The sequence below is a fragment of the Streptomyces sp. NPDC046925 genome, assembly GCF_040644915.1.
In the GTDB taxonomy this organism is placed as follows: Bacteria; Actinomycetota; Actinomycetes; order Streptomycetales; family Streptomycetaceae; genus Streptomyces.
In genome coordinates this window covers 1-22,100 of record NZ_JBEYWZ010000019.1, presented here as the reverse complement: position 1 = coordinate 22,100, position 22,100 = coordinate 1, and the positions used below count along the sequence as shown (strand labels likewise).

Annotated in this window: 25 protein-coding genes and 1 pseudogene; all 26 read right to left on the bottom strand. The window is 72.0% G+C overall.

Going from position 1 to position 22,100, the window contains the following annotated elements:
* Window positions 1-9: 9 nt before the first annotated feature.
* The 26 genes and pseudogenes from ABZ906_RS42645 to ABZ906_RS42520 all read right to left on the bottom strand — a co-directional run bounded on the left by ABZ906_RS42645 (window position 10) and on the right by ABZ906_RS42520 (window position 21,241).
* Window positions 10-264 (bottom strand): hypothetical protein, encoded by a 255-nt coding sequence (locus tag ABZ906_RS42645; RefSeq protein ID WP_361392159.1) that lies wholly within the window; start codon window positions 262-264, stop codon window positions 10-12.
* Window positions 265-366: 102 nt separating this feature from the next.
* Entirely contained in the window at window positions 367-1,224 is an 858-nt protein-coding gene (locus tag ABZ906_RS42640) for a hypothetical protein (protein ID WP_361392156.1), read from the bottom strand.
* 298 nt (window positions 1,225-1,522) lie between these two features.
* Complete coding sequence (locus ABZ906_RS42635; protein ID WP_361392153.1) at window positions 1,523-2,197, bottom strand: hypothetical protein; 675 nt, start codon at window positions 2,195-2,197, stop codon at window positions 1,523-1,525.
* Between the two features lie 123 nt (window positions 2,198-2,320).
* The gene (locus ABZ906_RS42630; RefSeq protein ID WP_361392150.1) at window positions 2,321-3,514 is read right to left on the bottom strand and encodes a phosphoadenosine phosphosulfate reductase family protein; all 1,194 of its coding nucleotides are present in this window, start codon (window positions 3,512-3,514) and stop codon (window positions 2,321-2,323) included.
* An 87-nt stretch (window positions 3,515-3,601) separates the two neighbouring features.
* Window positions 3,602-4,056, bottom strand: a pseudogene (locus tag ABZ906_RS42625) (DUF6248 family natural product biosynthesis protein).
* A 280-nt stretch (window positions 4,057-4,336) separates the two neighbouring features.
* A complete protein-coding gene (locus ABZ906_RS42620; protein WP_361392147.1) occupies window positions 4,337-5,485 on the bottom strand; it encodes a hypothetical protein in 1,149 nt (382 codons plus the stop codon).
* 165 nt (window positions 5,486-5,650) lie between these two features.
* Window positions 5,651-6,115 carry a hypothetical protein gene (locus tag ABZ906_RS42615; protein WP_361392144.1) on the bottom strand — a complete coding sequence of 155 codons (465 nt, stop codon included), beginning with the start codon at window positions 6,113-6,115 and terminating at the stop codon, window positions 5,651-5,653.
* 71 nt (window positions 6,116-6,186) lie between these two features.
* On the bottom strand, window positions 6,187-6,690 hold the full coding sequence (locus ABZ906_RS42610) for a hypothetical protein (protein ID WP_361392141.1): 504 nt from the start codon (window positions 6,688-6,690) through the stop codon (window positions 6,187-6,189).
* A gap of 104 nt (window positions 6,691-6,794) precedes the next feature.
* Window positions 6,795-7,229, bottom strand: coding sequence for a hypothetical protein (locus tag ABZ906_RS42605; RefSeq protein WP_361392138.1), 435 nt, complete (start codon window positions 7,227-7,229; stop codon window positions 6,795-6,797).
* A gap of 73 nt (window positions 7,230-7,302) precedes the next feature.
* Window positions 7,303-8,358 carry a hypothetical protein gene (locus tag ABZ906_RS42600; RefSeq protein ID WP_361392135.1) on the bottom strand — a complete coding sequence of 352 codons (1,056 nt, stop codon included), beginning with the start codon at window positions 8,356-8,358 and terminating at the stop codon, window positions 7,303-7,305.
* Between the two features lie 69 nt (window positions 8,359-8,427).
* Complete coding sequence (locus tag ABZ906_RS42595) at window positions 8,428-8,820, bottom strand: hypothetical protein (RefSeq protein WP_361392132.1); 393 nt, start codon at window positions 8,818-8,820, stop codon at window positions 8,428-8,430.
* Window positions 8,821-8,874: 54 nt separating this feature from the next.
* Window positions 8,875-9,789 (bottom strand): hypothetical protein, encoded by a 915-nt coding sequence (locus tag ABZ906_RS42590; RefSeq protein WP_361392129.1) that lies wholly within the window; start codon window positions 9,787-9,789, stop codon window positions 8,875-8,877.
* A 92-nt stretch (window positions 9,790-9,881) separates the two neighbouring features.
* Entirely contained in the window at window positions 9,882-10,724 is an 843-nt protein-coding gene (locus tag ABZ906_RS42585) for a DNA-processing protein DprA (RefSeq protein ID WP_361392126.1), read from the bottom strand.
* A 152-nt stretch (window positions 10,725-10,876) separates the two neighbouring features.
* Entirely contained in the window at window positions 10,877-12,355 is a 1,479-nt protein-coding gene (locus ABZ906_RS42580) for a ParB N-terminal domain-containing protein (RefSeq protein ID WP_361392124.1), read from the bottom strand.
* 166 nt (window positions 12,356-12,521) lie between these two features.
* Window positions 12,522-13,022: a hypothetical protein gene (locus ABZ906_RS42575; protein WP_361392121.1), complete on the bottom strand. Its 501-nt coding sequence runs from the start codon at window positions 13,020-13,022 to the stop codon at window positions 12,522-12,524.
* A 101-nt stretch (window positions 13,023-13,123) separates the two neighbouring features.
* Window positions 13,124-13,759, bottom strand: a complete 636-nt coding sequence (locus ABZ906_RS42570) for a hypothetical protein (protein ID WP_361392118.1) — start codon at window positions 13,757-13,759, stop codon at window positions 13,124-13,126.
* 71 nt (window positions 13,760-13,830) lie between these two features.
* Window positions 13,831-14,505, bottom strand: coding sequence for a hypothetical protein (locus ABZ906_RS42565; protein ID WP_361392115.1), 675 nt, complete (start codon window positions 14,503-14,505; stop codon window positions 13,831-13,833).
* Window positions 14,506-14,578: 73 nt separating this feature from the next.
* Window positions 14,579-15,304 (bottom strand): hypothetical protein, encoded by a 726-nt coding sequence (locus tag ABZ906_RS42560; protein WP_361392112.1) that lies wholly within the window; start codon window positions 15,302-15,304, stop codon window positions 14,579-14,581.
* Window positions 15,305-15,383: 79 nt separating this feature from the next.
* Entirely contained in the window at window positions 15,384-15,557 is a 174-nt protein-coding gene (locus ABZ906_RS42555) for a hypothetical protein (RefSeq protein WP_361392109.1), read from the bottom strand.
* 71 nt (window positions 15,558-15,628) lie between these two features.
* Window positions 15,629-16,642: a hypothetical protein gene (locus ABZ906_RS42550; RefSeq protein WP_361392106.1), complete on the bottom strand. Its 1,014-nt coding sequence runs from the start codon at window positions 16,640-16,642 to the stop codon at window positions 15,629-15,631.
* Window positions 16,643-16,835: 193 nt separating this feature from the next.
* The gene (locus ABZ906_RS42545; protein ID WP_361392104.1) at window positions 16,836-17,147 is read right to left on the bottom strand and encodes a hypothetical protein; all 312 of its coding nucleotides are present in this window, start codon (window positions 17,145-17,147) and stop codon (window positions 16,836-16,838) included.
* 75 nt (window positions 17,148-17,222) lie between these two features.
* A complete protein-coding gene (locus ABZ906_RS42540) occupies window positions 17,223-19,151 on the bottom strand; it encodes a hypothetical protein (RefSeq protein ID WP_361392101.1) in 1,929 nt (642 codons plus the stop codon).
* A gap of 182 nt (window positions 19,152-19,333) precedes the next feature.
* Window positions 19,334-19,750, bottom strand: a complete 417-nt coding sequence (locus tag ABZ906_RS42535; protein ID WP_361392098.1) for a DUF2958 domain-containing protein — start codon at window positions 19,748-19,750, stop codon at window positions 19,334-19,336.
* Window positions 19,751-19,841: 91 nt separating this feature from the next.
* Window positions 19,842-20,159, bottom strand: a complete 318-nt coding sequence (locus ABZ906_RS42530; RefSeq protein ID WP_361392095.1) for a hypothetical protein — start codon at window positions 20,157-20,159, stop codon at window positions 19,842-19,844.
* Between the two features lie 76 nt (window positions 20,160-20,235).
* Window positions 20,236-20,634 (bottom strand): hypothetical protein, encoded by a 399-nt coding sequence (locus tag ABZ906_RS42525; protein WP_361392092.1) that lies wholly within the window; start codon window positions 20,632-20,634, stop codon window positions 20,236-20,238.
* A gap of 67 nt (window positions 20,635-20,701) precedes the next feature.
* Window positions 20,702-21,241 carry a hypothetical protein gene (locus ABZ906_RS42520; protein WP_361392089.1) on the bottom strand — a complete coding sequence of 180 codons (540 nt, stop codon included), beginning with the start codon at window positions 21,239-21,241 and terminating at the stop codon, window positions 20,702-20,704.
* Between the last annotated feature and the right edge of the window lie 859 nt (window positions 21,242-22,100).

Here is a 22,100-nt window from a genome sequence, read left to right as displayed (position 1 = left end):
CGCGGCTGGTCAGGTGGCACTGAGCCGTCGCAGGGCGAGGGCATCGTCCAGGTGGGCGTCGCTCACGCTGCCGAGATGGAGGGCGAGGCCGTAGTTGCCGCGCGCGGCTTCCTCGACCCGGGCCGCGTGGGCGGCTCCGGCGTCGGCCAGGGCGGTAGCCGCCAGGCTTTCGGGGGTGGCTGCCGGGCCGGCGGTGTCACAGGCCAGGCACGAGGCCCGGCCGGTGTTGGGTGTGCCGCAGGCCCCGCACGTGAAGTTGTCCATGGCGTGTATCCCCCGGTGGGTCGTGGTGGCGTCGGAATGGGCGGGGCGGTCGTGGCATTGAGCCGTCGCAGGGAGTCCGGGACGGTGCGCCGCGGCGACGGCTCAGCGGCCGGTGAGCTGCTCGCGTGCTTCCTGGACGGCGTTCTGCCAGGTGCGTTCGGCGCCGCCGTGCTCGGCGGCGAGTTCGGCGGCGACGCCGCGGTGGTAGCCGCCGGCCTTCTCGAGGCGGGCCAGGGCGAGGGCGACCCGTGCGTCGCGGGGCGAGGCGGCGCCGATGCCGGTGGTCTGGCGGGCCTGGCGCACCGCGCGCTGCCAGGCGGACTCCGATCCGCCGTGCTCGGCGGCGAGTTCGGCGGCGATGCCGCTGCGGTAGCGGCCGAGTTCGCGCAGGCGGGCGGCGGCGGTGTCGATGCGTTCCTGGACCTCGGGGGTGGTGCCGCCGGGGCGCGGTCCGCCGGGGCTGCCGGAGACCCCGGTGTTGTCCCCGTTGCGCCGGCGGTCGAAGTCCTGCAGGTCCTTCCGGCGGAAGGACTTGATCTGGCGGCCGGTGGGGCCTGCGACGGTGCCGACGGGCTCGGGGAAGTAGCCGGGGTTGTCCGCGAGGTACTTGCGGATCACGCTGGCGCCGGCGAAGTGGAAGTACTCTGCCGCCCGGTTGATGGAGATCTCGTCGTCGGGGCCGCCCTCGTAGAGCTCGGGGGCGGTGGGCAGCACGGCCTTCTTCTTGCTCTCCTGGCGCCAGGCGTAGAAGCGGTCGAACTCCTCGAGGTCGTAATAGTCCGTGCGGTCGATCCGCGGGCCCTTCTCGGGGTGGCGGGACTCCTCGGGCTGCTCGAGGCGCTTGGCGTACCAGGTCTTGGCGGTGACCTGGCTGGCGCCGGTGCGCTCGGCGATGCCGGCCCGGCTGATGTAGGTGCGGCCGTCGACGCGGACGGTGTGGGGGCGGGGCGCCTTGCTCACGGATTCCTCCGGTGGGAGCGGCCGGCCTCGTGCGGCGTGACCGGGGTCGGTATGGTGGAGGAACTCCTCCCTGGTGGGTTGGAGTTCCGATGGCCGGCAGGGACGTTCGGCCGGGGTTGCCGCCCCGGGCCGTCACCGTGAGGTGTTCCCCGCCGGCCATCATTTCGCCCGGACACGAAACCCGCGCGAACTGACAGAGGTAATCGTGCGCCCTTCGGGTGGCGGTGTCAAGCCGCGGCCACGCCCGGAGCCGGCGGGACACCCGCCGCAGCCGCCGGCCGGGCGCCCCCGGCGAGCCCTACGAGAGCCACCAGCGGGGCGACCCGTCCCGCGCCGGAGAGGGCGACGCGGGGGGGTGGATCCGGGAGCGGACGGCGGCGGCCCGCGCGGCCTGGCGCTGCTTGTGGGCGGCGGCGTGCAGGGGCTGCAGCCACTCGATCACCTTGCCGGCCAGCTGGACCAGTTCGGTGATGCCGGGGCAGGGGGCGGTGCGTGCCCGGTCGGCCAGCCGCTCCTGTTCGGCCCGCATCTCGCGCAGCGCACGGGCCAGGAAGGCGACCGTGTTGCTCTCGCGCTCCACGCGCATCCAGGCACAGGTACCGGGGGCGGACTCCTGCTCCATGAGGATCAGGGAGGTCCGGGGCCAGCCGCTCGCGTCGGCGGGACTGATCACGATGTCCAGCAGGCAGGAGACCCGCGGATCATGCCAGGGCGTGAAGGGATAGGCAGCGCCGGGCGAGGGGATCGCGGCGGTGGCCCGCTTGTGCAGGTGCGCCTCCAGGCTGGCAATGCAGGGCCCCTGCTTCGCTGTCTGCGGGTCGCTCAGATAGGCGGCCAGGACGGACAGCTGCCAGGCCCAGGTGCCGTACGGGGCGGCGGGCATCGAGTAGGCGGCCAATTCGGTGGCGCCAGCGGACGTGGTGGCCGTGGCCTGGATGACGCACAGAGCGCCGCGGCGCGGGTCCAGCTGCATGGTGCTGCTCCTTCAGGGGCGGTGAGTTGGAGCCGCCGCCCGCAGTTGCCGCTGCGGGCGACAGGGTGGAGCGATGTCCGGAACACAGGGCGGGAGCCGGTCCCGCCCTGCCCGGAGGGTTGCTCAGGCGGAGCAGCCGGTCGGCTGCGGGCCCGGCGCGGTGTCCGCCGAGAGATGCCGCTCGATCGCGGCTCCCGGAACGACGCCGGTGATGGGCCCGAGCCGCTGCGCCTCGTCCTGGATCTCGCGGATGGAGAGGTCTTTCTTGAACCGGTGTCCGAGCTGCTGTTCGGCGCTCGCGTAGTCGGCCGTGAGCTCGGGGCTCAGGCGTGCGGCGCAGACCAGATCGGCGCGGGTGGCCAGGACACACAACCGGCAGGACAGGCGCTCCATGCCCGCGTCGTACGCGGGGTGGTACTCCAGGTCGCGGTCCCTGATGTGCTGCCACACCCGGCGTTCGGACCAGTCCAGCAGGGGATGCCAGCGGATGACGGTGCGGGTCCGGGTGGACTGGGCCCGGTCGATGACGAACTCGCTCTTGCGGGCGCGGCCGGACGATTCCTCGGCGCGGATGCCGACGAGGTAGTAGACGATGACGTGGTCCACGCCCTGCTGGCGGGCGGTGCGGGCGTGATGGCGGACGCGCTTCATCCCCTCGTTGGTCTTCTGGTCGGACGTGCACCAGCGGGCGGCTGACGAGGGAAACTTCTTCCGCTGGTTCAGCAGCTGGTCGAACAGCCCTCCGCCGGTGCGCCGGGTGACTTCGAAACGGATGCCGTAGCGGGCGCTCTGGCGGCGCGCGAGCTCGGTGGTGCCGCTCCACTCCACCGGCAGGTTGCTGAACTGCGGGCCGGTGGTGCCCAGATCGTTGTGGATCGCCACCACCTTGTGCAGCGCCTTCTGGCCGGCCGCCCGGGTGCAGACGACGTCTTCCATGACGACGCTGTCCTTCCCGCCGCTGGTGGTGAGGGCCAGGATGTGCGCGAAGTCGATCGGGTCGTGCCGTGCCGGATTGACGGTCAGGTAGCCGGGCGGCAGGCGTACCGGGCCCAGTTCGTCGGCGAGAGCGTGCAGGGCAATCACCGCTGCGCGGCGGTCGGTGAAGGCGGCCCAGGAGTTCAGGCGCCGCCAGGGGGCGGCGGAGTCCAGGCCGACGGCGTGGGCAAGCCGGTGCAGGGCATCCAGGAGGGTGGTCAGGCTGTTGGCCGCACCGGCCAGGCCTTCCATGAGGTCGCCTCCTTCGGCGATCTGCCGGGCGGCGCTGCGGTACACCTTCGCCAGGCGGGCTTTCGTGGTCGTGCAGCGGTGTGCGGGCACAGAGCGGCTCCTTGTGGTGGGTTGGGGGAGCCGGGCGTTGCCGCGCCCGGCTCCGAGTGCTGCCGCGGCCGGGCCGCGGTGCGCCGTTCAGAAGAGGGTGTGCTGGCCCCGGTCGGCAGGTTCGGGGGCCTGGTCGGGGCGGTGATCTCGGCGGGTGGTTGCTTCGCCCGGCTGTCCGCGGCGAGTGCCCGTCTGCTCCGGGGGCTGCCGTTGGTTCCGGCGCCGCCGAGGGGCGGGCGCAGCGCCGTCCTTGGGGCAGGAGCAGCGGCACCACCACAGGCAGGGTTCGCCGCCGGGCCGCAGGATGAGCCGGGCGATCACACGCCCGTGCTGGTTGTGCACCCAGTCAATGTCGTCGTCTACGGAGGCCCGCCCTGCTGGCGGTGGACGCACAGGTCGCAGCGGCCGGAGAGGCAGTTCCAGCAGGTGCCCCGCTCGCAGGCGGCCCACCGCCAGAAACCCCACGGGTACTTCCGCTCGATCTCCTGGAAGTGTTCGGGCCACACCTCCTGGCGCACCCGGGCGCCTTCCTCCTCGCTCATGGGCGAGGGGTTGGGCACCGGGTCGACGATGCCCATGATCAGGGCGCCCACCAGGTTCAGCTGGGCGCAGCCCCCTACGACCTCGTGCTCCTGGGGCGTGAGCGTGCGCTGGGGCCGTCGGATGACAGCGCGGCCCTCTCCTGGGGCCTGCGGCTTGCTGCGGGCGCTGCCGGTGGTCTCGTTCATGCCGCTCCTCCAGCGGTCGGGGTGTTCGGCGGGCGCGGGCCGGACCCGGCGGGGAGAGGGGACGGTGCCCCTCTCCCCGCCGGCCCCGTGCCGCTCAGGCCTCGGTGCGGGCGTAGTTGTGGAAGTCGTCGGTGACGGTGAACTCCAGCGGCTGGGACAGGGGCGCGCACACCCAGGTGTCCGGCGCGCCGGGCGTCTCCAGGTCGCCGCTGAGCCACCCGTGGATGTCCGGACTGACTTCGTAGAACCCGCCCGCGGTCTCGGCGTAGAACTCGCTGTTCCCGCCGAAGCCGAATGCGTCCGCGTACTCCCACACGCAGACCAGGTAGGGGCCGCCCGCGTCCTGGATGCGCCCGAAGACGGACCGGATGCCCTCGGGGGTGTACCCGTCTTCGAACCTGCCCCGCAGGTCCGCGAGTTCGGCCACCAGATCCGGTGTCCCCTCCGGGCCGCTTGCTGCCGCACGGTCCGCTGCGGGGCCCTCGCTGGCCGGGCCCTCGGCGCCGGTGCCGAGCTGCTCGATCAGGGCGCGCAGGTCGCTGGCGCGGGGGCAGTCCAGGGGCTCGGTGTGCACGCCGTGCGGATACAGGAGGTCCCACACGAACGTCTCGTGCGCGGCAGGGAGGCCTTCCAGGACCGGCAGGCTGGCCCGGTTGGCCACGGTGTACCACAGCGGGCACATCTGCTCCTGCTCCTCGGCCTCGTGCCACACAGCGGACAGCCGTTCCAGCAGCGCCCGGAGGGCGGGGGCGGTGAGGCCGGGCGGCAGGCCATGCGTCAGGCGGCGTTCCAGGTGCGCGCCGCCGGGCAGCGTGATGGGCCCGGTCAGGGGCGGCAGCCCGTCGCCCCAGTGGAGCGGTTCCAGTGCCGTGGAGGTGAAGTGCCATCCTGCTGCCTGCAGTTGGGCGAGGACCTGGTCGCGGTCCCTCACGCTGCCGACGACCGCGATCTGTTCCCCGGCGGGGAGGTGGTCCTCGCCGGGGCGGCGGGCGTGGATGCGGAACATCGGGTGCGCCGCGAGGGTGCCCCGGGCCGACGTGACGGAGTAGTGGGCGGAAAGGGCGTTGCCCTGCCGCAGAAAGTGGGCGGCGCGCTCCAGGTGGTCGTCGATGACGTCCAGGACGTCGTAGCGCTGCAGGTGGGGGTCGGTTTCCAGGGCGAGGCGCGCGCCCAGGGCGTGCTGGGCGGTCTCGCGGAGCCGGGCGCGGATCACGTCCGGGCCGGGGGCGGTGTGCTGGCTCATGGGTGTCTCCCTGAACGGTGGTGGGTCGGGTTGCCGGGGGCCGCGCTTTGCCGCGCGCGGCCCCGTTGCGGGGCGGTGAGGGCGCTCCCTCCGGGGGCGGGCGGTTCGCCTGCCCCCGGAGGGAGGGACGACGGGTCGGGCCGCGTGGGACAGCGCGGCGCGGGGTCAGGGGAGCTGCAGTTCGGTGTGGCCGATGCTGTTGAGGTCCCAGGGTCCTGCGCAGCGCCGGGCGTCGCGGTCGGCGGCGTGTGCGTAGTAGTGGCCGGGTGCGGCCTGGCGGGCGGTGAGCCAGGCCAGGGAGAGAGCACGGATGAACTCGGCCCAGTGCGCGAAGTCCCGGGGGTCGGCCTGCGTGTGGACGGTGAGGTTCTGGCAGTGCATGATCCGGTCCTCGTTGGCGCAGCGCCCCTGCCGCAGGATGTGCAGGTGAAGGTGGCGGGGGCCGGTGAGGTAGCCCAGGAGCGTGCGCACATCGGCCGCGGGGGCCGGGTCGGGCCAGAGGGGGGTAATCCGGTAGGTGCCGTCGTCTCGGCGCTCGGCGTGCAGCAGCGAGCCGTCGTGGCCGCCGACGCGGTAGGTGCCGGCGTGCAGGCCGGTGAGGTCGACCAGCGGGGATGACTGCTCGGGCATGGGGGTGGTCCTCTCGTCGGTGGGCTGGCGGGGCCGGGCGTTGCCGCACCCGGCCCCGGAGCAGGGGCGGTTCAGCCGGATTCGGGGATCTCGGAGAGCTCGACGGAGCGCTCGTAGAAGGTGAGCGTGACCTCGAAGAGCACCAGGGTGCTCAGATCCACGCGCACAGTGGTCGGGGTGGGGCGCTCCTGGCGTTCGGTGAGCCACTTGAGGTAGGCGCGGGCGTCGTCACCGGTGCGGTGGACGACCGGGCCGTGGTTGAACCGGTAGTGCCTGCGGACCTCGTGGGCCCCTTCGGGCAGGGCGGGCAGCTCGGTGGGCTGGCCGGGGCCGGGCAGATCCGCCAGGCCGATCACGCGCATCGTCTTGTCGGTGGTCTCCTCGGCGAGGGTGACGCGCCCCCGGCGGCCGTCGACGGGCTGCACGGAAACGTGCCCCGACCAGTACGCGTACTGATGGCGCGCGGCTGTCGCGTGCAGCGGGTGCGACACGGCAAGGCTGCGGTCGCTGCGGTCGAACGCGCTCACCCGCCAGTGCAGGGTGCGCGTGGTGGCGGGTGCCTGGTTCTGGTGCACGGTGTGCTCCTCGGGGTGGTGGGTCGTGACCGGCCCGCGTTGCCGCGCGAACCGATAGAGGTAAGTCTACTCTCTTCTTGGGTGGTGGCAAGCCCGCTGTGCGGTCAGTCCAGGGGCAGGGCCGCGGCCTTGACGAGATCGAAGCGGTACACCGGCCGGTTGTCGCGGTCGGGCAGGTCGGTCACCAGGTAGGACCACACCGTGTGGGAGGCCTCGGCGAGGTAGGTGATCCACTCGTTCATGTCGAAGACGGCGTTCGCCTCCAGCATGTGCTCTGCGCCGTCGGCGCTCCAGTAGCGGCCGGTGGCGAACAGGGCGCTTGTCTCGGTCTCGGTGAGTTCGGCGTGGGTGGCGTCGAACGGGGCGCCGGGGTCGCCGTCGGTCAGGGCGTCCCGCATGGCCCGGGCGGTGACCACGGCCATCAGGCGGCCGAGTCGTTCGGCGGCGCGGTCGTGGTCGGCGAGTGCTTCGTCCACGGCGGCGGCCAGGGTGTCGGTGTCGGGGAGCTGGTAGGCGGGGCGCGGGGTGTTCTCGCTCATGTGCGTTCCTCGTGCAGTGGGTTGGGAGGGGATACCGGGGCGGGCGCGGGGCCCGCCCCGGGCGGGGCGGTGGTCAGGCGGCGGGGAATGCCAGGCGGGAGCCGTCCCTGGTGGGCGTCCAGCCGCAGGCGATCAGGTCGTCGTGGTCCGGCCGGGGGGTGAACACCCCGGCCAGCCGGGCGTTCAGCCGGTGCGCGGCGTCACCGGGCACGTCCAGGGCGCCGATGGCCGTTCCGCCGTCGACGGTGAACTCGGCGCAGGGGTGCAGCGGGTCGGGCTCCAGGGTCAGGCCCTGTGCGCCGGGCACGGCCGCGCGGACCTCGCGCACCAGGTAGGGCGCCGCTTCGGCGATCAGCTGGCGCCGCGCTTCGGTGGCCCGCGCGCGGGCTTCGCCGAAGGGGCCGCTGCCGGTGGCCGGGGCGTCGGCGGGGGCGAAGGTGATGCGGCGCAGCCCGCTGTCGTGGGCGTCGTGCCAGCCGCCGCTCTTCAGCTCGACGGGATCGCGGCCGTGGTCCAGCGCCTTGCGCATCACTTCGTCGGCTTCCCCCAGGGTGTGGTCGTCGAACGGGCCGTAGCCCTCCTCCCCGTCCTCGCTCGTGCCGGTCGGCCAGGCGATGCGCCCGTTGATCTCGACGTCGGTGATGCGGCCGAAACCCGTCGTCAGGTCCACGAGGCAGGAGGTGGCCCCGGGCATCCGGGTGCGCAGGATTTCGCCCATCAGGCGTCCGCTCTCGCGCAGCTCCCCGCGCCAGGCCTCGCGGGCGGCGGCCGTCGCCGCCAGCGGCGGACCGTCCTGGACGCGGGCCCACTTCCAATCCGGGCCGTCGATCCAGTACAGGCCCCGGGCGTCGGGCCGGATCACCCGGGAAGCGTCGGCCGCCGCGCCCCGGTCGGAGTGCGGCCAGCGGATGTGGAGCACGACGGGCGCGGGGGCTCCCTCGATCACGGTGATCTGGTCGCTTCCGGGCCCGTGCACCAGGGCGCTCCGGGCGGTGTGCGCGGCGAGCTGGCGCACCGCCGCGATGGTGAAGCCGGGCCGCACGCGGCCCTGCACGGTCGGTGCCGGGGCGATGCGTGCGGGGTAGAGGTGTGCTTCGTCCGTGGTCACCCACGTGTCGGTCAGGGGCATGGCTGTACTCCTCCGGGATGCGGTGCGGTGTCGGTTCCGGGCCGGGGGCGGGGGCCCGCCCTGGGGGGTCTACTGCGGGGCGCGGAAGGGGATCAGCGGGTTCAGCCGGTCGTCGACCGCGTACCAGCACCAGGGCAGACCGCCGACGGCGTACCGGCCGGTGGCCGCCTCGGCCGCGACGAACGCGACGGGGTCGCCGGTGCGGCCGGGCAGGTCCATCCAGCAGATGACGACGACCAGGGCGCCCGGTGCGCCGTCCCGGCCGGGGCCGTCGACGACGTGAACGGTGTCGATCACTTCGTGGCCGAACTCGGCGGCTGCGGCCTGCGTGTCCTCGGCGATGACGCGCACGGTGGCCAGGTCGAAGTACGGCTTGACGTAGCCCTCTTCGTCGCATTCGGCGGGGTCGGCCAGGGCGGGGTAGTGGTCGCGTTCGTTGTTGCTGACCAGAACGGGGATCACGGGTGCTCCTTGGGGATGGTGGGTCGGCGACGGCCCGCGTTGCCGCGCGAACTGTCATGGATAATTGTACTCTCGTTGGTGGTGGGGGCAACCCCGTCGGCAGGGGCGGAACTCCGACGTGATGGAGCCGCCCGCGTCCGGGGAGCCGGGCGGGTCCAGGGTCCATACCGCGTGCTTGAACAGGTCGGGCACGGCGGCCGTCTCGGTGACGCGCAGGGCCACGGCGGAGCCTTCGTCGGAGGTGAGGCTCTGCACCTGCCAGGCCGGTTGCTGCTCGGCCAGGGCCCGGCCCAGGGCGCGGTAGCGGCGGTCGTGGCCCCGGCCCAGGGGGTCGGTGTCCAGATCGGCGGGGGCGGTGAGAAACACGACGGCGGCCTGCGGGTGCCATTGGTCGGCAACGGCCCTGGCTCCGGCGGGCAGTTGGCCGCCGACGTCCCGGGCGAAGCGGTGCCCGCCGCCTGCCTCGCGCAGGACGTGATCGGTCAGCCGGGCGGTGCCGTACGCGTCGCAGGCTCCGTCCACGGCCAGGACGAGACGGCTGCCCGGCCCGGCGGCCAGCTGCAGGCGCCGCCGGTGCAGCCATACGGTCAGGGGCCCGTAGTGCACGAGCAGACCCGGCTCCGGGGTCAGCTCGGCGTGCCCGTAGCGCAGCAGCGGGGCAATCTTCGCGGGGCGGGGGCAGACGTCGGGGGAGTCGGCCAGGGCGGGGGAGTAGCGGGCCGCGGCGGCCAGGATGCGCGCGGCGCCGGGCACGGCGAACGTTCCGGTGAAGCGGGCGGTGCACACCCGGGCCGGTCCGCCGGGCGAGGGGGCGAACAGGGCGGCCTGCAGGCGGGTGCCGCCCGGGCGGTGGGCGGTGCGCCACACCACCCGGTACCCCTCGGGCAGTTCGGCGCCGGATTGGGCGCGGCCGTGGATGAAGTGGGCGGCGGCGGAGTCCGCGAGCGCAGCATCCAGACCCAGTGGCATAGGGGCGTTCACGTCAGACCTTTCAGAGCGGCGGGGGCGGCGGGGCGGTGGTCCGGGGGCCCGTCGGCTGACAGGCCCCCGGCCGGTGCCGGTCAGAGCTGGCCGGTCACCCAGTAGGTGAGCGGGGCCGGCTCGCCCGCTCCCTCGTCGAGCAGGCGGGCGTTGCCGCTGGCGCGCGGGTCGTCGTAATCGGCCGGCGGCACGAACAGCGGCCGTGCCAGGGACCGGGCGGCGTCCGCGTAGACCATGGCCACCGACCGCTCAAGGGCCTCGACCAGGACGACCGCACGGGAGAGGGCCACCACCAGGGCCTCACTGGCCCGCAGGGTCCGCAGGCTGGCCCGGGTGCCCGGCGGGCACACGCTCACGGCCGCACCTCCGTTGACCACCTCGTGCAGCAGTGTGATGTGGGCGTAGGGGTGGCACTGGTCCAGCCCGCACGGAAGGACGGCCACGCCGGAACCCCCGGCCCCCAGGGCGGCCTGGTGGGCGGTGGAGTCGATACCCAGGGCCAGGGTGGCGCTCACCCGCAGCCCTGCGGAGACGGCGGCCTCGGCGAAGCCGCGGGCACGGTGCAGGGCCGTGTCGCTGGCTGCCCGGTTGCCGACCACGGCCATCGGCCGCTGGGTCAGGACGTCCGGGTTGCCACGCACCCACAACCCCAAGGGGCAGTTCTCGCCCATGTCGGCGAGCTGGGCGGGCCATTCGGGGTCGCCGGGGATGAGGAAGCGGGCGGTGAGTTCACCGCGCTGGAGTTCGGCGGCGGGCCGGTGGCGGCCCAGTCGGCCGCTGCGGTCGGCCTCGACCCGGCGGCCCCATTCTTCGGCGGGGTCGAAGTCGTCGGCGGCGGCGCCGGTCTGGGCGGGCGTGAAGTGGGCGGCGAGTGCCGCCCGGGCGGCGCGCTCGTTGTCGGTGAAGGCGGCGAATGCACACATCAGGAATCCTCCGGTGGGTCGGCGGGGGTGGCCGGGCGTTGCCGCGCCCGGCCACCTGAAGGGTCGGTGGTCGTCGTCTGCAAGGGGGGCAGGGAACTTGCCTGGGGGCGGTGCGGGGGCGGCCCTGGAGAGGGCCGCACCCCGCCGTGCGGCTATGCGTCGCCGGGAAGGGCCTGGTAGGGCTCGCCGTCGATAAGGGCCTGCTCGATCGGGGAGGCCTCGTAGCCGACGGACACCAGGAACGTCAGATAGCTGCGGGCTGCCTCGCGCCGCTCGGCGGTGTCCCACTGCGGGTTGTCGTGCCGCCACGTGTGGGCGGGGTCGATGTACTTCTCGTAGCAGGCGGCCACCAGGGCGAAGCTGCTCAGCGAGAGACGGGCGGCGGTGGCGCTGCCCGCGATCCATGTGGCGCGGTCCGACTCCGGGTCACGGCCCATCAGTTCGGCGAGGATGTCCACGTGGGCGCCGCTGCCCTGCCACTTGCCCATCGGGGTCGGGCAGATCAGGAACTGGGAGGCCGTCCACGCGGGCAGCGCCTTGGGCGCGGACTTGCGTGCGATCAGCGTGGTCAGCCAGGTGCGCCGCGCGCGGGTCGCGGCCCGGTAGTCCTTGTTCCCCTGGACCTTCTCCGCGTGCGGCACCCCGCCGCTGTCCGCCTGGTCCTGCTCCTGGTCCTGCTCGGCGTCGGGCTGCTGCACGGGCGCGTGTCCGTGCGTGGCCGGGTCGGTGCACAGGGCGGCCACGGCGCCCGGGGTGTCGTGGTCGGCGTCCCACATCACGGCGTGCCCCGGGCAGGTGCGGTGTGCCTGCTCTTCCAGGGCGGCGCCGTCGGCGTCGGTGAGGGTGCTCAGCCGCGCGGCGCGCGGGGGAAGGTTGGACTCGTCCTCCCACAACTGGATACCGGCGGTGGTCAGTTCCTCGCGCACAGCGGCGCGCGCCTGGCGCTCCTCGCGCTCGGCCCGCTCGCGCTCGGCCTGGTAGGTGAAGGAGAATCCGCCCCGGCTGATGGCCTTCAGCAGCCGGGTGACCGCGTCGGGGTCGTCGTCGAACTCGCCCAGGACGGCAAGGGTTTCCATGTCCGGCTCGTTCGCGCCGCTCGCCCCGATCTCGGTCAGCGACTTGCGGGTCTGCTCCCCGAGCGACCGGGATGCCTTCGCCGCCCGGGTCACCTGGTCCCTGGTGCGCCCGGTGCGCTTGGCCACGGCCGTCACCTTCATGCCCGCGTCCAGGGCGCCGAACAGGGCGTCGGCCTGCTCCAGCTCGCTCAGGCCGCGCCGGTACTCGGTGGCGTTCTCGATCAGCTGGTCGATGTAGTCCTCCCCGGCCTCGCGCAGCGAGGGGTCGAGGATCACGGCGGGGATCTCGGTGCGCTTGGCCTTCTTGGCTCCGCCGTGACGGCGGTGGCCCATCTTCAGCTCGTACTGGGGCGTCTGGCCGGTCCCGGCCCCGGACGCGTCGGCCAGGGGGACGACCACGACCGGGACTTTCACGCCGTTGGCGGCGATGGACTGCACGAACGCGTCGTCAAGGTCCAGATCCCTGCGGACGTTGCGCGGGTTGATGACGATCTGGTCCACCGTCAGCATGACGGCCTGAAGGGGGGCGGGGGCGGTGCTGGGGGCGGTACTCATGAACGCTCCTTGTGTCCTGGTGGGCTGGCTGCCAGCAAGTTGCCGCTTAACTGACAGAGGTAACTCTACTCTCTTTGGTGGGGGTGTCAACCCCCTGGGGTTCCTTCTGCGGACTTCGGTTCCGGCGCCACGCACGGACTTTGAGGGGCTGCACGGGAACGCCGGTTCAGGCGCGGTGAACGGTGGTGGGCACCAGTTCGTACCCGTCGTCATCGTGGAACGGGCTGTTGCCGTCCGGGCCGTAGTAGATCTCCACGGCTTCGCGGTCATCGGCGGGCGGCACGCCGGGCACCCCTTCGTAGGCGGTGATGGCACTCCAGTCGCCCCTGACTCCCTTGGCCAGATGGGCGAGCGCCCCCTCCTCGTCGGCGAACAGTTTCAGGTGGTCGTCGTGCTTGTCCCACCACTGCAGCACCCAGACGGAAGGCGCATCGGGCCCGGCCGCGGGCTCCTGGGCGGCGGGGCCGGTGAGTTCCGTGATGCGCCGTGCGAAGTCCCGGATCTCGTCCAGAGGGCCCTCGATGACGTGGGCGGTGGCGTAGGGGTTGTCGATGATCAGTGCGTGGGAGCCTTCCCCGGGCTCGTAGCCGTGGCCCTGGTCGGGCATGCCCGGGGAAAGGAGGGTCAGCGGGCAGTCGGGCGGGCTGGTCTCGTAACGCTGGCTCACAGCGGTCTCCTGTGCGTATCGGTGGGCGGTCGGGTCGGGCGGCCGGCCTGCCCGGGGCGGGGGCCTGAGCGGGCGGTCCGCTCAGGCCCGGTGGGCTGTGTCTACATGTCGCAGTCGGCCATGACCTGTTGCACGGCGGCGGCGACGTCGGCGGGCTCGGCGTCCAGGGGGGCGAGATGGCCGTTGGCCTGGACCCACCCGCCGTCTGCGTAGCTGGTCTCCAGGAAGGCTTTCCAGCCCTCGGGGCTGCGGAAGGCGTACAGGTCGTGGAAGGAGTGGGGGATGGTGATGCCGAACGTCCCGGCGGCCACCAGGGTGGTGCGGGCGTTGTCCACGCCAGCAAGGATCAGGTGCGCCTCGACGGTGCGCAGGAAGACCCGTTCCCCGGCGTCCTCGGCGTGGAAGCGGTTGAGGGCTTCCTGCCCCGACTGCCATTCCTCGGGGGCGTCCTGGCGGTACCTGGAGGAGACGGCGAGGTTCATGATCTCGCGTGCCGCGAGCTTCTCGCCGGACTCCGCGGCCGGTACCGGGGCGAGCCACACGGTGCGCAGTACGCCGTACTGGCAGAGTTCTGAGATCTCGGGCGCCTGGTCGCGCAGGTCGACACCCCTGACCTCCCCCTCGGGGGTCACTTCGACACAGACGTAAACGGGCTCCTCGGCGGTGTCCTGCTCGTGCTCGACGGGCGGGGCCGGTCGGGGGTGCGGGTCGCGCTTCGCGGCGGGCTGCTCGGTCATCGGTCGGTCTCCTTCGGTGGTGGGCTGCCCGGTCCCGGAGTTGCCGCTCCGGGACCGGGAAGGGGCGGGGGTCAGACGCGGGGGTCGTTGCAGAACTCGACCGGTACGTCGGTGACGGCGAGATAGCGCTTGGCGGGGTTCTTGCGCCACAGCAGGCGGCGGGCGTTGTCGGCGGCGCCGAGTCGGCCGTCCAGACGGCGGAAGCGCAGGACGAGGGGCGGGTGCGCTTCCATCCACCACTGGGCGGTGCGCACCCCGGCGGTGATGCGGGCGGTGATCTCCCATCCCAGCTTGCGATCGCTGGAGCAGCGCACGAGCACCATCGGGGTGCCCTGCCCGATGGCCTCGATCTCCTCGGGCTCGGCCTCCGCCCTGATGTACGCGAGAGCGGCGGCGGTGATCGTTTCGGGGGTGACGGGCATGTCGGTGCCCCGGAAGCGGGCGGCGGTGGGCTCGACCGTGCAGATGGCCCGGGCGGCCTGCTGTACGGCGGCGCGGATCTGGTCCCCGGCCGCGCCGACGGCGCACGTGCGGGCCACGCCAGTCAGGGCCCGGGCGGTGGTCGCGGCCTCGGCCGCGCTCTTCAGTGCAGCGTCGGCGGCGAGCAGACCGGGGTGCGGGGCGGTGGGTGCCTCGGGGTGCAGCGCGCGCAGATGACGGCGCAGCGAGGCAATCTCTTCGGGGACGGGGTGCAACAGGGCGAAACCGGCGGCCTCGTGGGCGGCGTAGGCGGTGAAGTTCGGCATGCAGGGCTCCTTGGGCGGTGGGTCGGGGGCACGGGCCCGGAGTTGCCGCTCCGGACCCGCGTGGGAAGGGGTGTCAGTACCGTCTGGTCGGGGCGGCCAGCGTCACGGCGATGTTGTCCCGCGATCCGGCCTTGCGGGCCTCGGCCGCTACCGCGCGGGCCCGCTTCCGCAGACTGCCGGGGAAGAATCCGCACAACAGGGGTGTCAGGGCGTCGGCGTCCAGTGCTTTGGACACTCCGTCGCTGCACAGCATCAACAGGTCGACGCTGCCGGTCACCCGGGCGTTGGCAACCGGCTGGTCGCCTGCGACGGTGCGCGTCACGATGTGGTCGTAACCGTCGGCGATGGTGGCCCAGTACGGGTCTTTCCAGCCGCGCATCTCCTGGCCTTCGGTGTGGTCCTCGGTGACCTGCACCAGGGCGCCGTTCTGCACGACGTAGGCGCGGCAGTCGCCGACCCATGCGACGTCGAATCCGCCTCCCACGCGGTCGGACATCTCGCACGCGGTGACAATGACGCAGTCTCCGGACTGCCCGCGCGGCGCTCCCTCGTAGAAGTGGTGCAGGTCGGCGCGCGCGGCCAGGATGCCCGCCGCCGCGCCCCTGATGGTGCCCACGTGGGCGGCGATGGGGGCGCTGCGCTGCGCTGCGTCGGCGGGGTCGAAGTCGTCTCCGATGCCGTCCGCGACGCACCACGCGGAGCGGCCGGTGGGGCGGTAGTAGTGCGCGCCCGTGGCGTCGGCCTGGTGGGTGCGCGGGCCCTGGTCCGTGGCGCTGGCGTAGGTCCATGACCGGTGCATGAGGGCTCCTGGTGGTGGGTCGGGCGGTCGTCCAAGTTGCCGCTTGGACTGATGGAGATAACTCTACACCTTCAGAGGGTCAGAAGTAGGTGATCCGGTAGAGATGGGGGTCCGGGTATTCGTGTTCGGACATGAGGCCGAGATTCCGGCTGCGGCAGTCGGGATGGCACTGCTCCTGCGGCGCGTGCTGGTAGGCGCCGCAGTCGCAGGTGCACGCGCGGCACTCGCAGTGATCGGATCGGGTGTGCGGCATGGCGGGTGCCTTTCGGTGAGCGGTCGGTCGGGTGGTGGAAGGGGGCCGCTACGGCACGGCCCCCGGGCGGGCTAGAGGGGCGGCGCGGGGCGCAACTCGCGTACGGGGTACTGGCACGTGGTGTGGTGCTCGGGTTCGCGCACGACGTAGAGGCCGTTGCGGGCGTAGCGCACCACTGTCCCGGTGAACTCGGCGTTCACCGTGTGCACGCGGTTGTAGGAATCCCAGCTGACGTGGCGGACGATGACGCGCTCGCCTGCGGTGTGGCGCTCGTTGACGGGAATGTCGGGGGCTGCGGTCTCCGCGTGGCTGGCGGGGCGCAACTCGACCTTCCCGCGGCCGTCCTTGTACCAGATGTGGGCGCGGCTTCCGGCCGCGGACATCTCTTTCACCTGCTTGCGGCCGTCGCCCATCATGGCCTCGTTGATCTCGGCGAGTGCCCGGGCGGTGGGAATCCGCTCGGGGGTACCGCCGTTGACCGTGCGCATGTGGAACCGCCGGGCGGCGGGGGAGGCTTGCCCGGACTGCTCGCCCTGCGCCGGTTCCCGGTGCAGGGGGGTGAAGGTGCGCCGACCTTCCGGGGCAAGGACGCTCACCGCGTTGCGGTCGACGTCGATTCGGTGACCGCTTCGGATGGCCCTGCCCAGTTGCTGGAGGGCCTCCGCGCGGTCGCAGACGCGCATACCGGTGCTGTCCTGACCGCCGGGGCCGGTCGTCCTGATCCGGCGGGCGTCGTGAAGGAGGAACGCGGCGAGCGACTCGCTGCGGCGGGGCTGGGTGAGGAACTCGCGGTAGACCTCGGGGCGGTCGCTGGCGGGGCGGGCGAGTACCTCTTCCAGCAACGCGCGGACCTGCCTGCAACCCACGATGGTGAGCCATTGGGCGGTGGCCTGGTGGTCGGGCGTCCCGTCTTCCCGCGTGATCTTCCGGTGGGCGCTCTCGACAAGATCCCGGCGGGCCAGGGCTGCGAGCGTGCTGCGCTCGCCGCTGACCTGGTAGACCACTCCGGCGGTCGTGTACATGCGTCGGGGCAGTGAATCGAGAAGGGTACGGATCATGGGGGCGGTGAGCCGTTCGGTGCTCATCAGGGGTGCTCCTTGGCGGTGGGTCGGCGCTGGGCGAGTTGCCGCTCGCTCAGCGGGCGGGGCGGTGCCCCGGGAGGACGGCGCCGGAAACGGCCGGCGCCGATGGGACGGCGGTGCGGGGGAGGCCACGCCCGGGGTGCTGGTCCCCGGGGTCGGAGGGTGCGGGGCGCTCGGCACCCCGCACCCGGGGCGGTCAGGGGTGCTGGCTCATCCGCGCTTCGGCCTCCCGCGCGATCGTGACGAGACTTCCCGTCAGCCAGACGGCGGTGCGCAGTGCAGATTCGGCGGGAGTCTTCCCGGCCGTGTTGTGCGTGAAGAACTCGCCGAGAATCGCGTCCTGCGTCGTGGTCCGCGTGGCGAGGGAGACCAGAAAGCTGGCGGACAAGCCGCACCGTCGGGCGGCGCTTTGTGCGCTTACGGAGACGACAAATCCGAGAAGCTCGGCGAGCTCGCTGGCGTCGTCCGCGTTGAGCGGGGCCGGAAAGGGCGTGGGGCGGAGCAGCATCGGTTCTCCCGGGGTGGTGGGTCGGGACCCCGGTCCGGCCTTGCCGGGCCGGACCGGGGATGGGGCGGTTGGCTTCTAGTGGTTCGTGCGGGCGCTGGTGCTGCCTGGGGCGGCCTCGGCTGCCCGGGCGGCGTCTTCGGCGGCCAGTCGGGCGGCGTGGGCGCGCTGGAGCCAGTAGGTTCCGAGCAGCACCATGTGTCCGCCGGTGACGCGTTCGCCGTGCCACAGTGTGGCGACCCATGCGGCCTCGCCTGCGTTGCGCTCGGCGTCCATGGCGGCTCGTACCGGGCTGCCCGCGCGGTACCCGGCGGCTGTTGCGGCGTCCTCGTCGGCTCCGCCCTCGATGGCCTCAAGCCGTGCCGCGTGGTGTGCGTCGCCGACCCTCCGGCTGCGCAGGGCGTCGCGTGCGTCGCGCTCGCGCTTCATGTCGGTCATGAGCTCGGTGCGCAGATTCAGCCCGTGCTCGATCAGCAGGGTGCGGCGCAGGGCGTCGGTTTCGTCGGCTGCTCCGGTTGCGGCCCATCCGGCCTCGTCCAGTCGAGCAATGTCGCGGTCGGAGTTCATGAAATCAAAGCCGCTGCCCCACCTGTCGGCCCGGGGAACCAGCATCCGCCAGACGCGGGCGGCGGCAGACTCCCGCTCACCCTTGCCCGGGCTGGCCCCCGGGCCGTACAGGGTCTGCCCGTGCTCGGCGGCCTCCCGTAGCGCCGTGCACTGCGCGCGGTCCCATCCGCGTGGGTTCTCGGCGCACTTGGCCGCAGCGATCCCGAGGGCGAAGATCGCGCGGTTGCGCGCATGGCGGGTGGTTTCGCCCGTTTGCAGCTCCGCTGATGACCATCCGCCCTTGGTGATGACGCCTCGGCGGTCGTAGGCCTCTCCGAGTGTTTCCGAGGGGCGCCGGTTGTCGCGTTCCCACGCAACCCATGCGGGGCGGTACTGCTCGAACATGCCGCGTGAGCGGGCGTAGGCGTCGGGGGTGTCGTCGGGGTGGTCGGCTGCGCGCTGCGCGTCCTGCTCGTGCTGTCGCGCGTACTCGGCGGCGACGGCGGGGGCGCATTCGCTCTCGGCTTCCGCATCAATCCGCGCGGCTCGGGCGTCGTCGGCAATCGTCTCGGCGCGGTCGGCCAGAATCCGGGCGCGCCGGGCGTGCTCCCACGCGTCCCGGGCGGTCGGGGCCCAAACGGGTGCGGGCTCGCTGGGGACTTGGTGGCTCTCGGCTTCCCATGCCAGCACGCGGATACGCCTGATGGCGGCCTCGGCATGCTGGGCGATCCGCACCGTCGTGCGGCAGTGCGCATAGACGCGGTGCTCGGCCATGTCGACCCACAGCGGCACGCATGCGCGGCGCGCTGCCACGGTGTTGGCGTCCCACTCGCCGTGCATCAGGGCGTCCCATTCCTCCTCGACCAATGCCCAGAACTGGAAGCCGTTCTGCCGCCGTACCGATGCGCACTCGTCCTGCACTGCTTCGGCGCGCCACGTGGCGGCCCATGCGCGCTCGGCGTGCTGGTCGCCCGCCGTGAGCCAGTGCTCAAGGTCCCGGCCCCGGTGGGTGGTTCCGGCGCCCTCGGCCTCCCGGTCCACTACGGTCACGCCGTCTTGGGTGATGGTGGCGCGGACGGCTGCCAGACGGAGGGAAGAGCCGGTGTCCTCGCCGTTGAAGGTGCGGGTGCCGCTGGCGTACTTCCCGTTGTGCCACTCGGCCGTGACGGCGGACAGTCCGAAGATGTCGCGGTCGTCGGCGCGGAGCAGCGCTGAGGCGACCACCCGCCAGATCAGGGCTCCGGTGGGGCGGTCGACGCATTCCAGGACGGCGGTCCAGCCTGCCTTGAGCGCGCGGCGGGCGAGTCCTACGGCGGTGCGGGGCGCGCCGTACGCGGCGGCGGCGTCGGGGGTGAACCAGGGCGCTCCGGTCATGCCCTCGGGCAACTCCGGGGAGGTGGCGGGGGCGGTGGGGGCTGCGCTGGCGGTCTCGGCTGTCGGAACGGCGGGAGTGTTGGACATGTGTGCGTCTCCTTCAAGGCAGGGAAGGCGATGGGCCTGCGGTGGAGCGGGCGGGCAGGCCGGCGTGCCCGGGCGGCCGGCGTGCGGTCCGGGGCCCGGTGGGCGGCGCGGCGGCATGGACAGCCGCGCGGGGGAGGGGGCCCGGGCGCCGCGCTGTGGCGGCGGCGCCCGGGCCGGTCGGCCTACGCCCGGGGGTTTCCGTCGGGGCCGCGTACCGCGCTGGCTGCAGTGGGCGTCCAGTCCAGATCGCGCTCGACGATGACCAAACCGTGGTGCACGTTGATCTGCTCAAGCTCGGGGAGCGAGGTGTAACCCCACTCGCCTCCGCCTGGGGTGACTTCCGCCCACCCGAAGGAAATACCGCTCTCCGGGTCGATCTCCGTGACGTACCAGTCGCTTCCGCCCACGAAGTAGTGCAGGTGGAGGATCTTCTCCGGTGCGGTGGTTTCCTCGGTCGCGTAGAGCGGGGGGATCGTCGCCAGAACGGCGGGAGAGGGGTAGAAATCGTGGCCCCGGCGCTCCCGCTGCCTCTCGGCCTCTACGGTCCACTGGACGCCGTTGGGGAGTACTACCGGCGTCTGCTGGTGGTCGGTTGTCATGTGACTCCTTGGTGGTGGGTCGGGCGGGAAGAGTTGCCGCTCTTCCGCGTAGGGATAACTATACGCTCTAGAGGGGTGGTCCACCACCCCTCTACGCACATCCGCAGCGCTCGGGCGGGATCTCCCCGCACTGGTGGTGCCAGCAAAAGCCGGGCTGGCAGAGGAAAGGCGTCTTGTCGTGCGTGTTGGGGATGAACGTCACGTAGGCGAACGGGGCCCCGTCGGCCAGCACTTCGACGTACGCCCCGTGGTAGCGGCGATACGCGCTCAGGGCCTCGCGTCCGGCCTTGTCGGCGTCGCCCTCGACCTCGGTGACTACCTTCTCCTGTCCGGCGCTGAGACGGACGGTGACGGCGTACCAGGTGCGTCCGCCGCGCGGCTCGATGGTGGGGAAGTCTGGATAGAACATTCCGTGATCTCCCTTACGGATGCTGGCAATTCACCGGGGTGCGGGGCACGGGATGGGCCCGTGCCCCGCTGACGCATCAGGCGGGCTCGACGGTCACACCTGCCCTGTAGGTGGTCCCGGGCTCCGGGGACACAAGATCGCCGTTCGGGTCGGTGCAGTACGCGTCGAACACCTCGGCTTCGGTGAGCGGCTCGACCTGTCCCACGTGCAAGCGCCATCCGCGTACCGTCTCCGTGGCATCGGTGGTCGTCCGCACCACCAGGCCACCCGTGTACTGGTAGAGCCGCGCCAGAGTGAAGAGACCCAAAAGGGTCTCGGCGCAATCGCAGACCCTGCTCGTGATCTCGTCGCTGTACAGAGTCAGCACTGCGGTCCCCAAGGGTGTGACCACACACAGAGACACGTTGTGCTCGCCCTCCCCTAGGGCCAACTCCAGACCCCGGAACCAGGCAACAGCCTCGTCAAGCTCGCTCATGAAACTTCCTCTCCTCGGTGGTGGGTTGGCGTGGGGAGGCGTTGCCGCACCTCCCCACGCGGGGCGTTCAGCCGCAGTAGCGCGTGCGGCGGGTGTAGCGGACGCGCTTCCAACGCGCTGCTTCGGCCTCCTCCTGGAAGTGCTCGGAAGCGGAGTTGATGAGAAAGCGGGAGTCAATTTCTTCGGGATTCAGGCACTGGGCCCGCAAAGAAAGTGCCGCGCAGAGAGCAACCGTGTCGGGAAACTCAGGTGCACCCTCAAGGAAGTTGACCTTTGCGTCCCATGCGACGCATTCCGAAACGATACCCAGTACGCTCCGGTGAAAGGTCGACCACTTGACCTGTCCATCAAGGAAATGGAAAAGGTCAATGGCAACGTCACGTAGAAGGTCAATAGCGTCCGCCACGTCATGCGCCATGGCGTCGTCGAAAGCGTCGACCGCCGCTGCCTTTGTGTAGGCGTCAACTGCCGCGTGAGCGTATGCGAACCACCCCTCGACACTGAACGGCTCCAACTTGCTACGGCACTCCGAGAAAGCCGTAACAGCGGTCCGGCCGAGATCGGCGCGTTCAAGCTCGATCGGGAAGAGTGGAAACCAATCGGTCATCCCTGCTCCTTGTCTCTGCTGGCGGGTCGGCGAACCGAGTTGCCGCTCGATTCAACAGAGGTAACTATACGCGCTTTGGCGGGATGCACAAGAGTGGGCACGAGATCTTGCACGGAATGTTGCACGCTTACATGCACGAAATCATGCACAGAGCATGCGTGAGAGGGTGTCAGAGCTGCCTGGTCAACCCCCGTACCGGCTGTGTGGTCGGGGGTCCGACATCCCCTCTGCTGCCCCTTGCTCCCGTGCCCGTGGGTTGATGGTTGGTGGGCGGGTGCGGTCGGCGTGGCGGCCTCGGGGATCGGGTGGGGGTTCTGGTGGGTTGCGCGTCGAGGGGTCTCCGCGCTCGGGCCGCTGGGCCCGTGAGGGCTGTTGTGGTGGCCTCTCAGGGCCCCGGCGGGCTGCTGCCGGGCTTGTGCCCGCTGTGCGCCCGGAGGGCGGTTGGCGGGCCTGTGGCCAGGGGTTGGCCCGGAGGGCCAATCCCCGTATTCTTTCCGGGAGTTGGCTTTTTCCTCCCGGAAACGGAGTAGTCTGGTTTCAGGTCGGGGAACTGGAAATTTCCCGGTTGATTCCCGGAGGGAATCCTCCCCGATCATGGGTAACTCTCGGATATGACGGATCGTCAATTCCATATGGAGTACCGCTCATTGGGAATTCCGCCCGGAGGGTGGAATTCTTTCGACTGGAAGTCGAAAGGTTATCGAAAACGGCCCGGAGGGCCTTTCGATAACCACCGCCCGGAGGGCGGCAATTCGCGCGGGGACGCGCGAAAGGAGAATCCGGAGGATTCGAGTATTCGGCTGCCGGAGGCGCCCAGGCCGACGGCTTCATAGCCGACCTGCCCGACGGGTACGACACC

Bases quoted from the DNA above. Each gene is read 5' to 3' on its own strand.
- ABZ906_RS42645 (WP_361392159.1), bottom strand. From the start codon at position 264: ATGGACAACTTCACGTGCGGGGCCTGCGGCACACCCAACACCGGCCGG.
- ABZ906_RS42635 (WP_361392153.1), bottom strand. From the start codon at position 2,197: ATGCAGCTGGACCCGCGCCGCGGCGCTCTGTGCGTCATCCAGGCCACG.
- ABZ906_RS42620 (WP_361392147.1), bottom strand. From the start codon at position 5,485: ATGAGCCAGCACACCGCCCCCGGCCCGGACGTGATCCGCGCCCGGCTC.
- ABZ906_RS42615 (WP_361392144.1), bottom strand. From the start codon at position 6,115: ATGCCCGAGCAGTCATCCCCGCTGGTCGACCTCACCGGCCTGCACGCC.
- ABZ906_RS42605 (WP_361392138.1), bottom strand. From the start codon at position 7,229: ATGAGCGAGAACACCCCGCGCCCCGCCTACCAGCTCCCCGACACCGAC.
- ABZ906_RS42600 (WP_361392135.1), bottom strand. From the start codon at position 8,358: ATGCCCCTGACCGACACGTGGGTGACCACGGACGAAGCACACCTCTAC.
- ABZ906_RS42590 (WP_361392129.1), bottom strand. From the start codon at position 9,789: ATGCCACTGGGTCTGGATGCTGCGCTCGCGGACTCCGCCGCCGCCCAC.
- ABZ906_RS42585 (WP_361392126.1), bottom strand. From the start codon at position 10,724: ATGTGTGCATTCGCCGCCTTCACCGACAACGAGCGCGCCGCCCGGGCG.
- ABZ906_RS42580 (WP_361392124.1), bottom strand. From the start codon at position 12,355: ATGAGTACCGCCCCCAGCACCGCCCCCGCCCCCCTTCAGGCCGTCATG.
- ABZ906_RS42570 (WP_361392118.1), bottom strand. From the start codon at position 13,759: ATGACCGAGCAGCCCGCCGCGAAGCGCGACCCGCACCCCCGACCGGCC.
- ABZ906_RS42565 (WP_361392115.1), bottom strand. From the start codon at position 14,505: ATGCCGAACTTCACCGCCTACGCCGCCCACGAGGCCGCCGGTTTCGCC.
- ABZ906_RS42560 (WP_361392112.1), bottom strand. From the start codon at position 15,304: ATGCACCGGTCATGGACCTACGCCAGCGCCACGGACCAGGGCCCGCGC.
- ABZ906_RS42555 (WP_361392109.1), bottom strand. From the start codon at position 15,557: ATGCCGCACACCCGATCCGATCACTGCGAGTGCCGCGCGTGCACCTGC.
- ABZ906_RS42550 (WP_361392106.1), bottom strand. From the start codon at position 16,642: ATGAGCACCGAACGGCTCACCGCCCCCATGATCCGTACCCTTCTCGAT.
- ABZ906_RS42545 (WP_361392104.1), bottom strand. From the start codon at position 17,147: ATGCTGCTCCGCCCCACGCCCTTTCCGGCCCCGCTCAACGCGGACGAC.
- ABZ906_RS42540 (WP_361392101.1), bottom strand. From the start codon at position 19,151: ATGTCCAACACTCCCGCCGTTCCGACAGCCGAGACCGCCAGCGCAGCC.
- ABZ906_RS42535 (WP_361392098.1), bottom strand. From the start codon at position 19,750: ATGACAACCGACCACCAGCAGACGCCGGTAGTACTCCCCAACGGCGTC.
- ABZ906_RS42530 (WP_361392095.1), bottom strand. From the start codon at position 20,159: ATGTTCTATCCAGACTTCCCCACCATCGAGCCGCGCGGCGGACGCACC.
- ABZ906_RS42525 (WP_361392092.1), bottom strand. From the start codon at position 20,634: ATGAGCGAGCTTGACGAGGCTGTTGCCTGGTTCCGGGGTCTGGAGTTG.
- ABZ906_RS42520 (WP_361392089.1), bottom strand. From the start codon at position 21,241: ATGACCGATTGGTTTCCACTCTTCCCGATCGAGCTTGAACGCGCCGAT.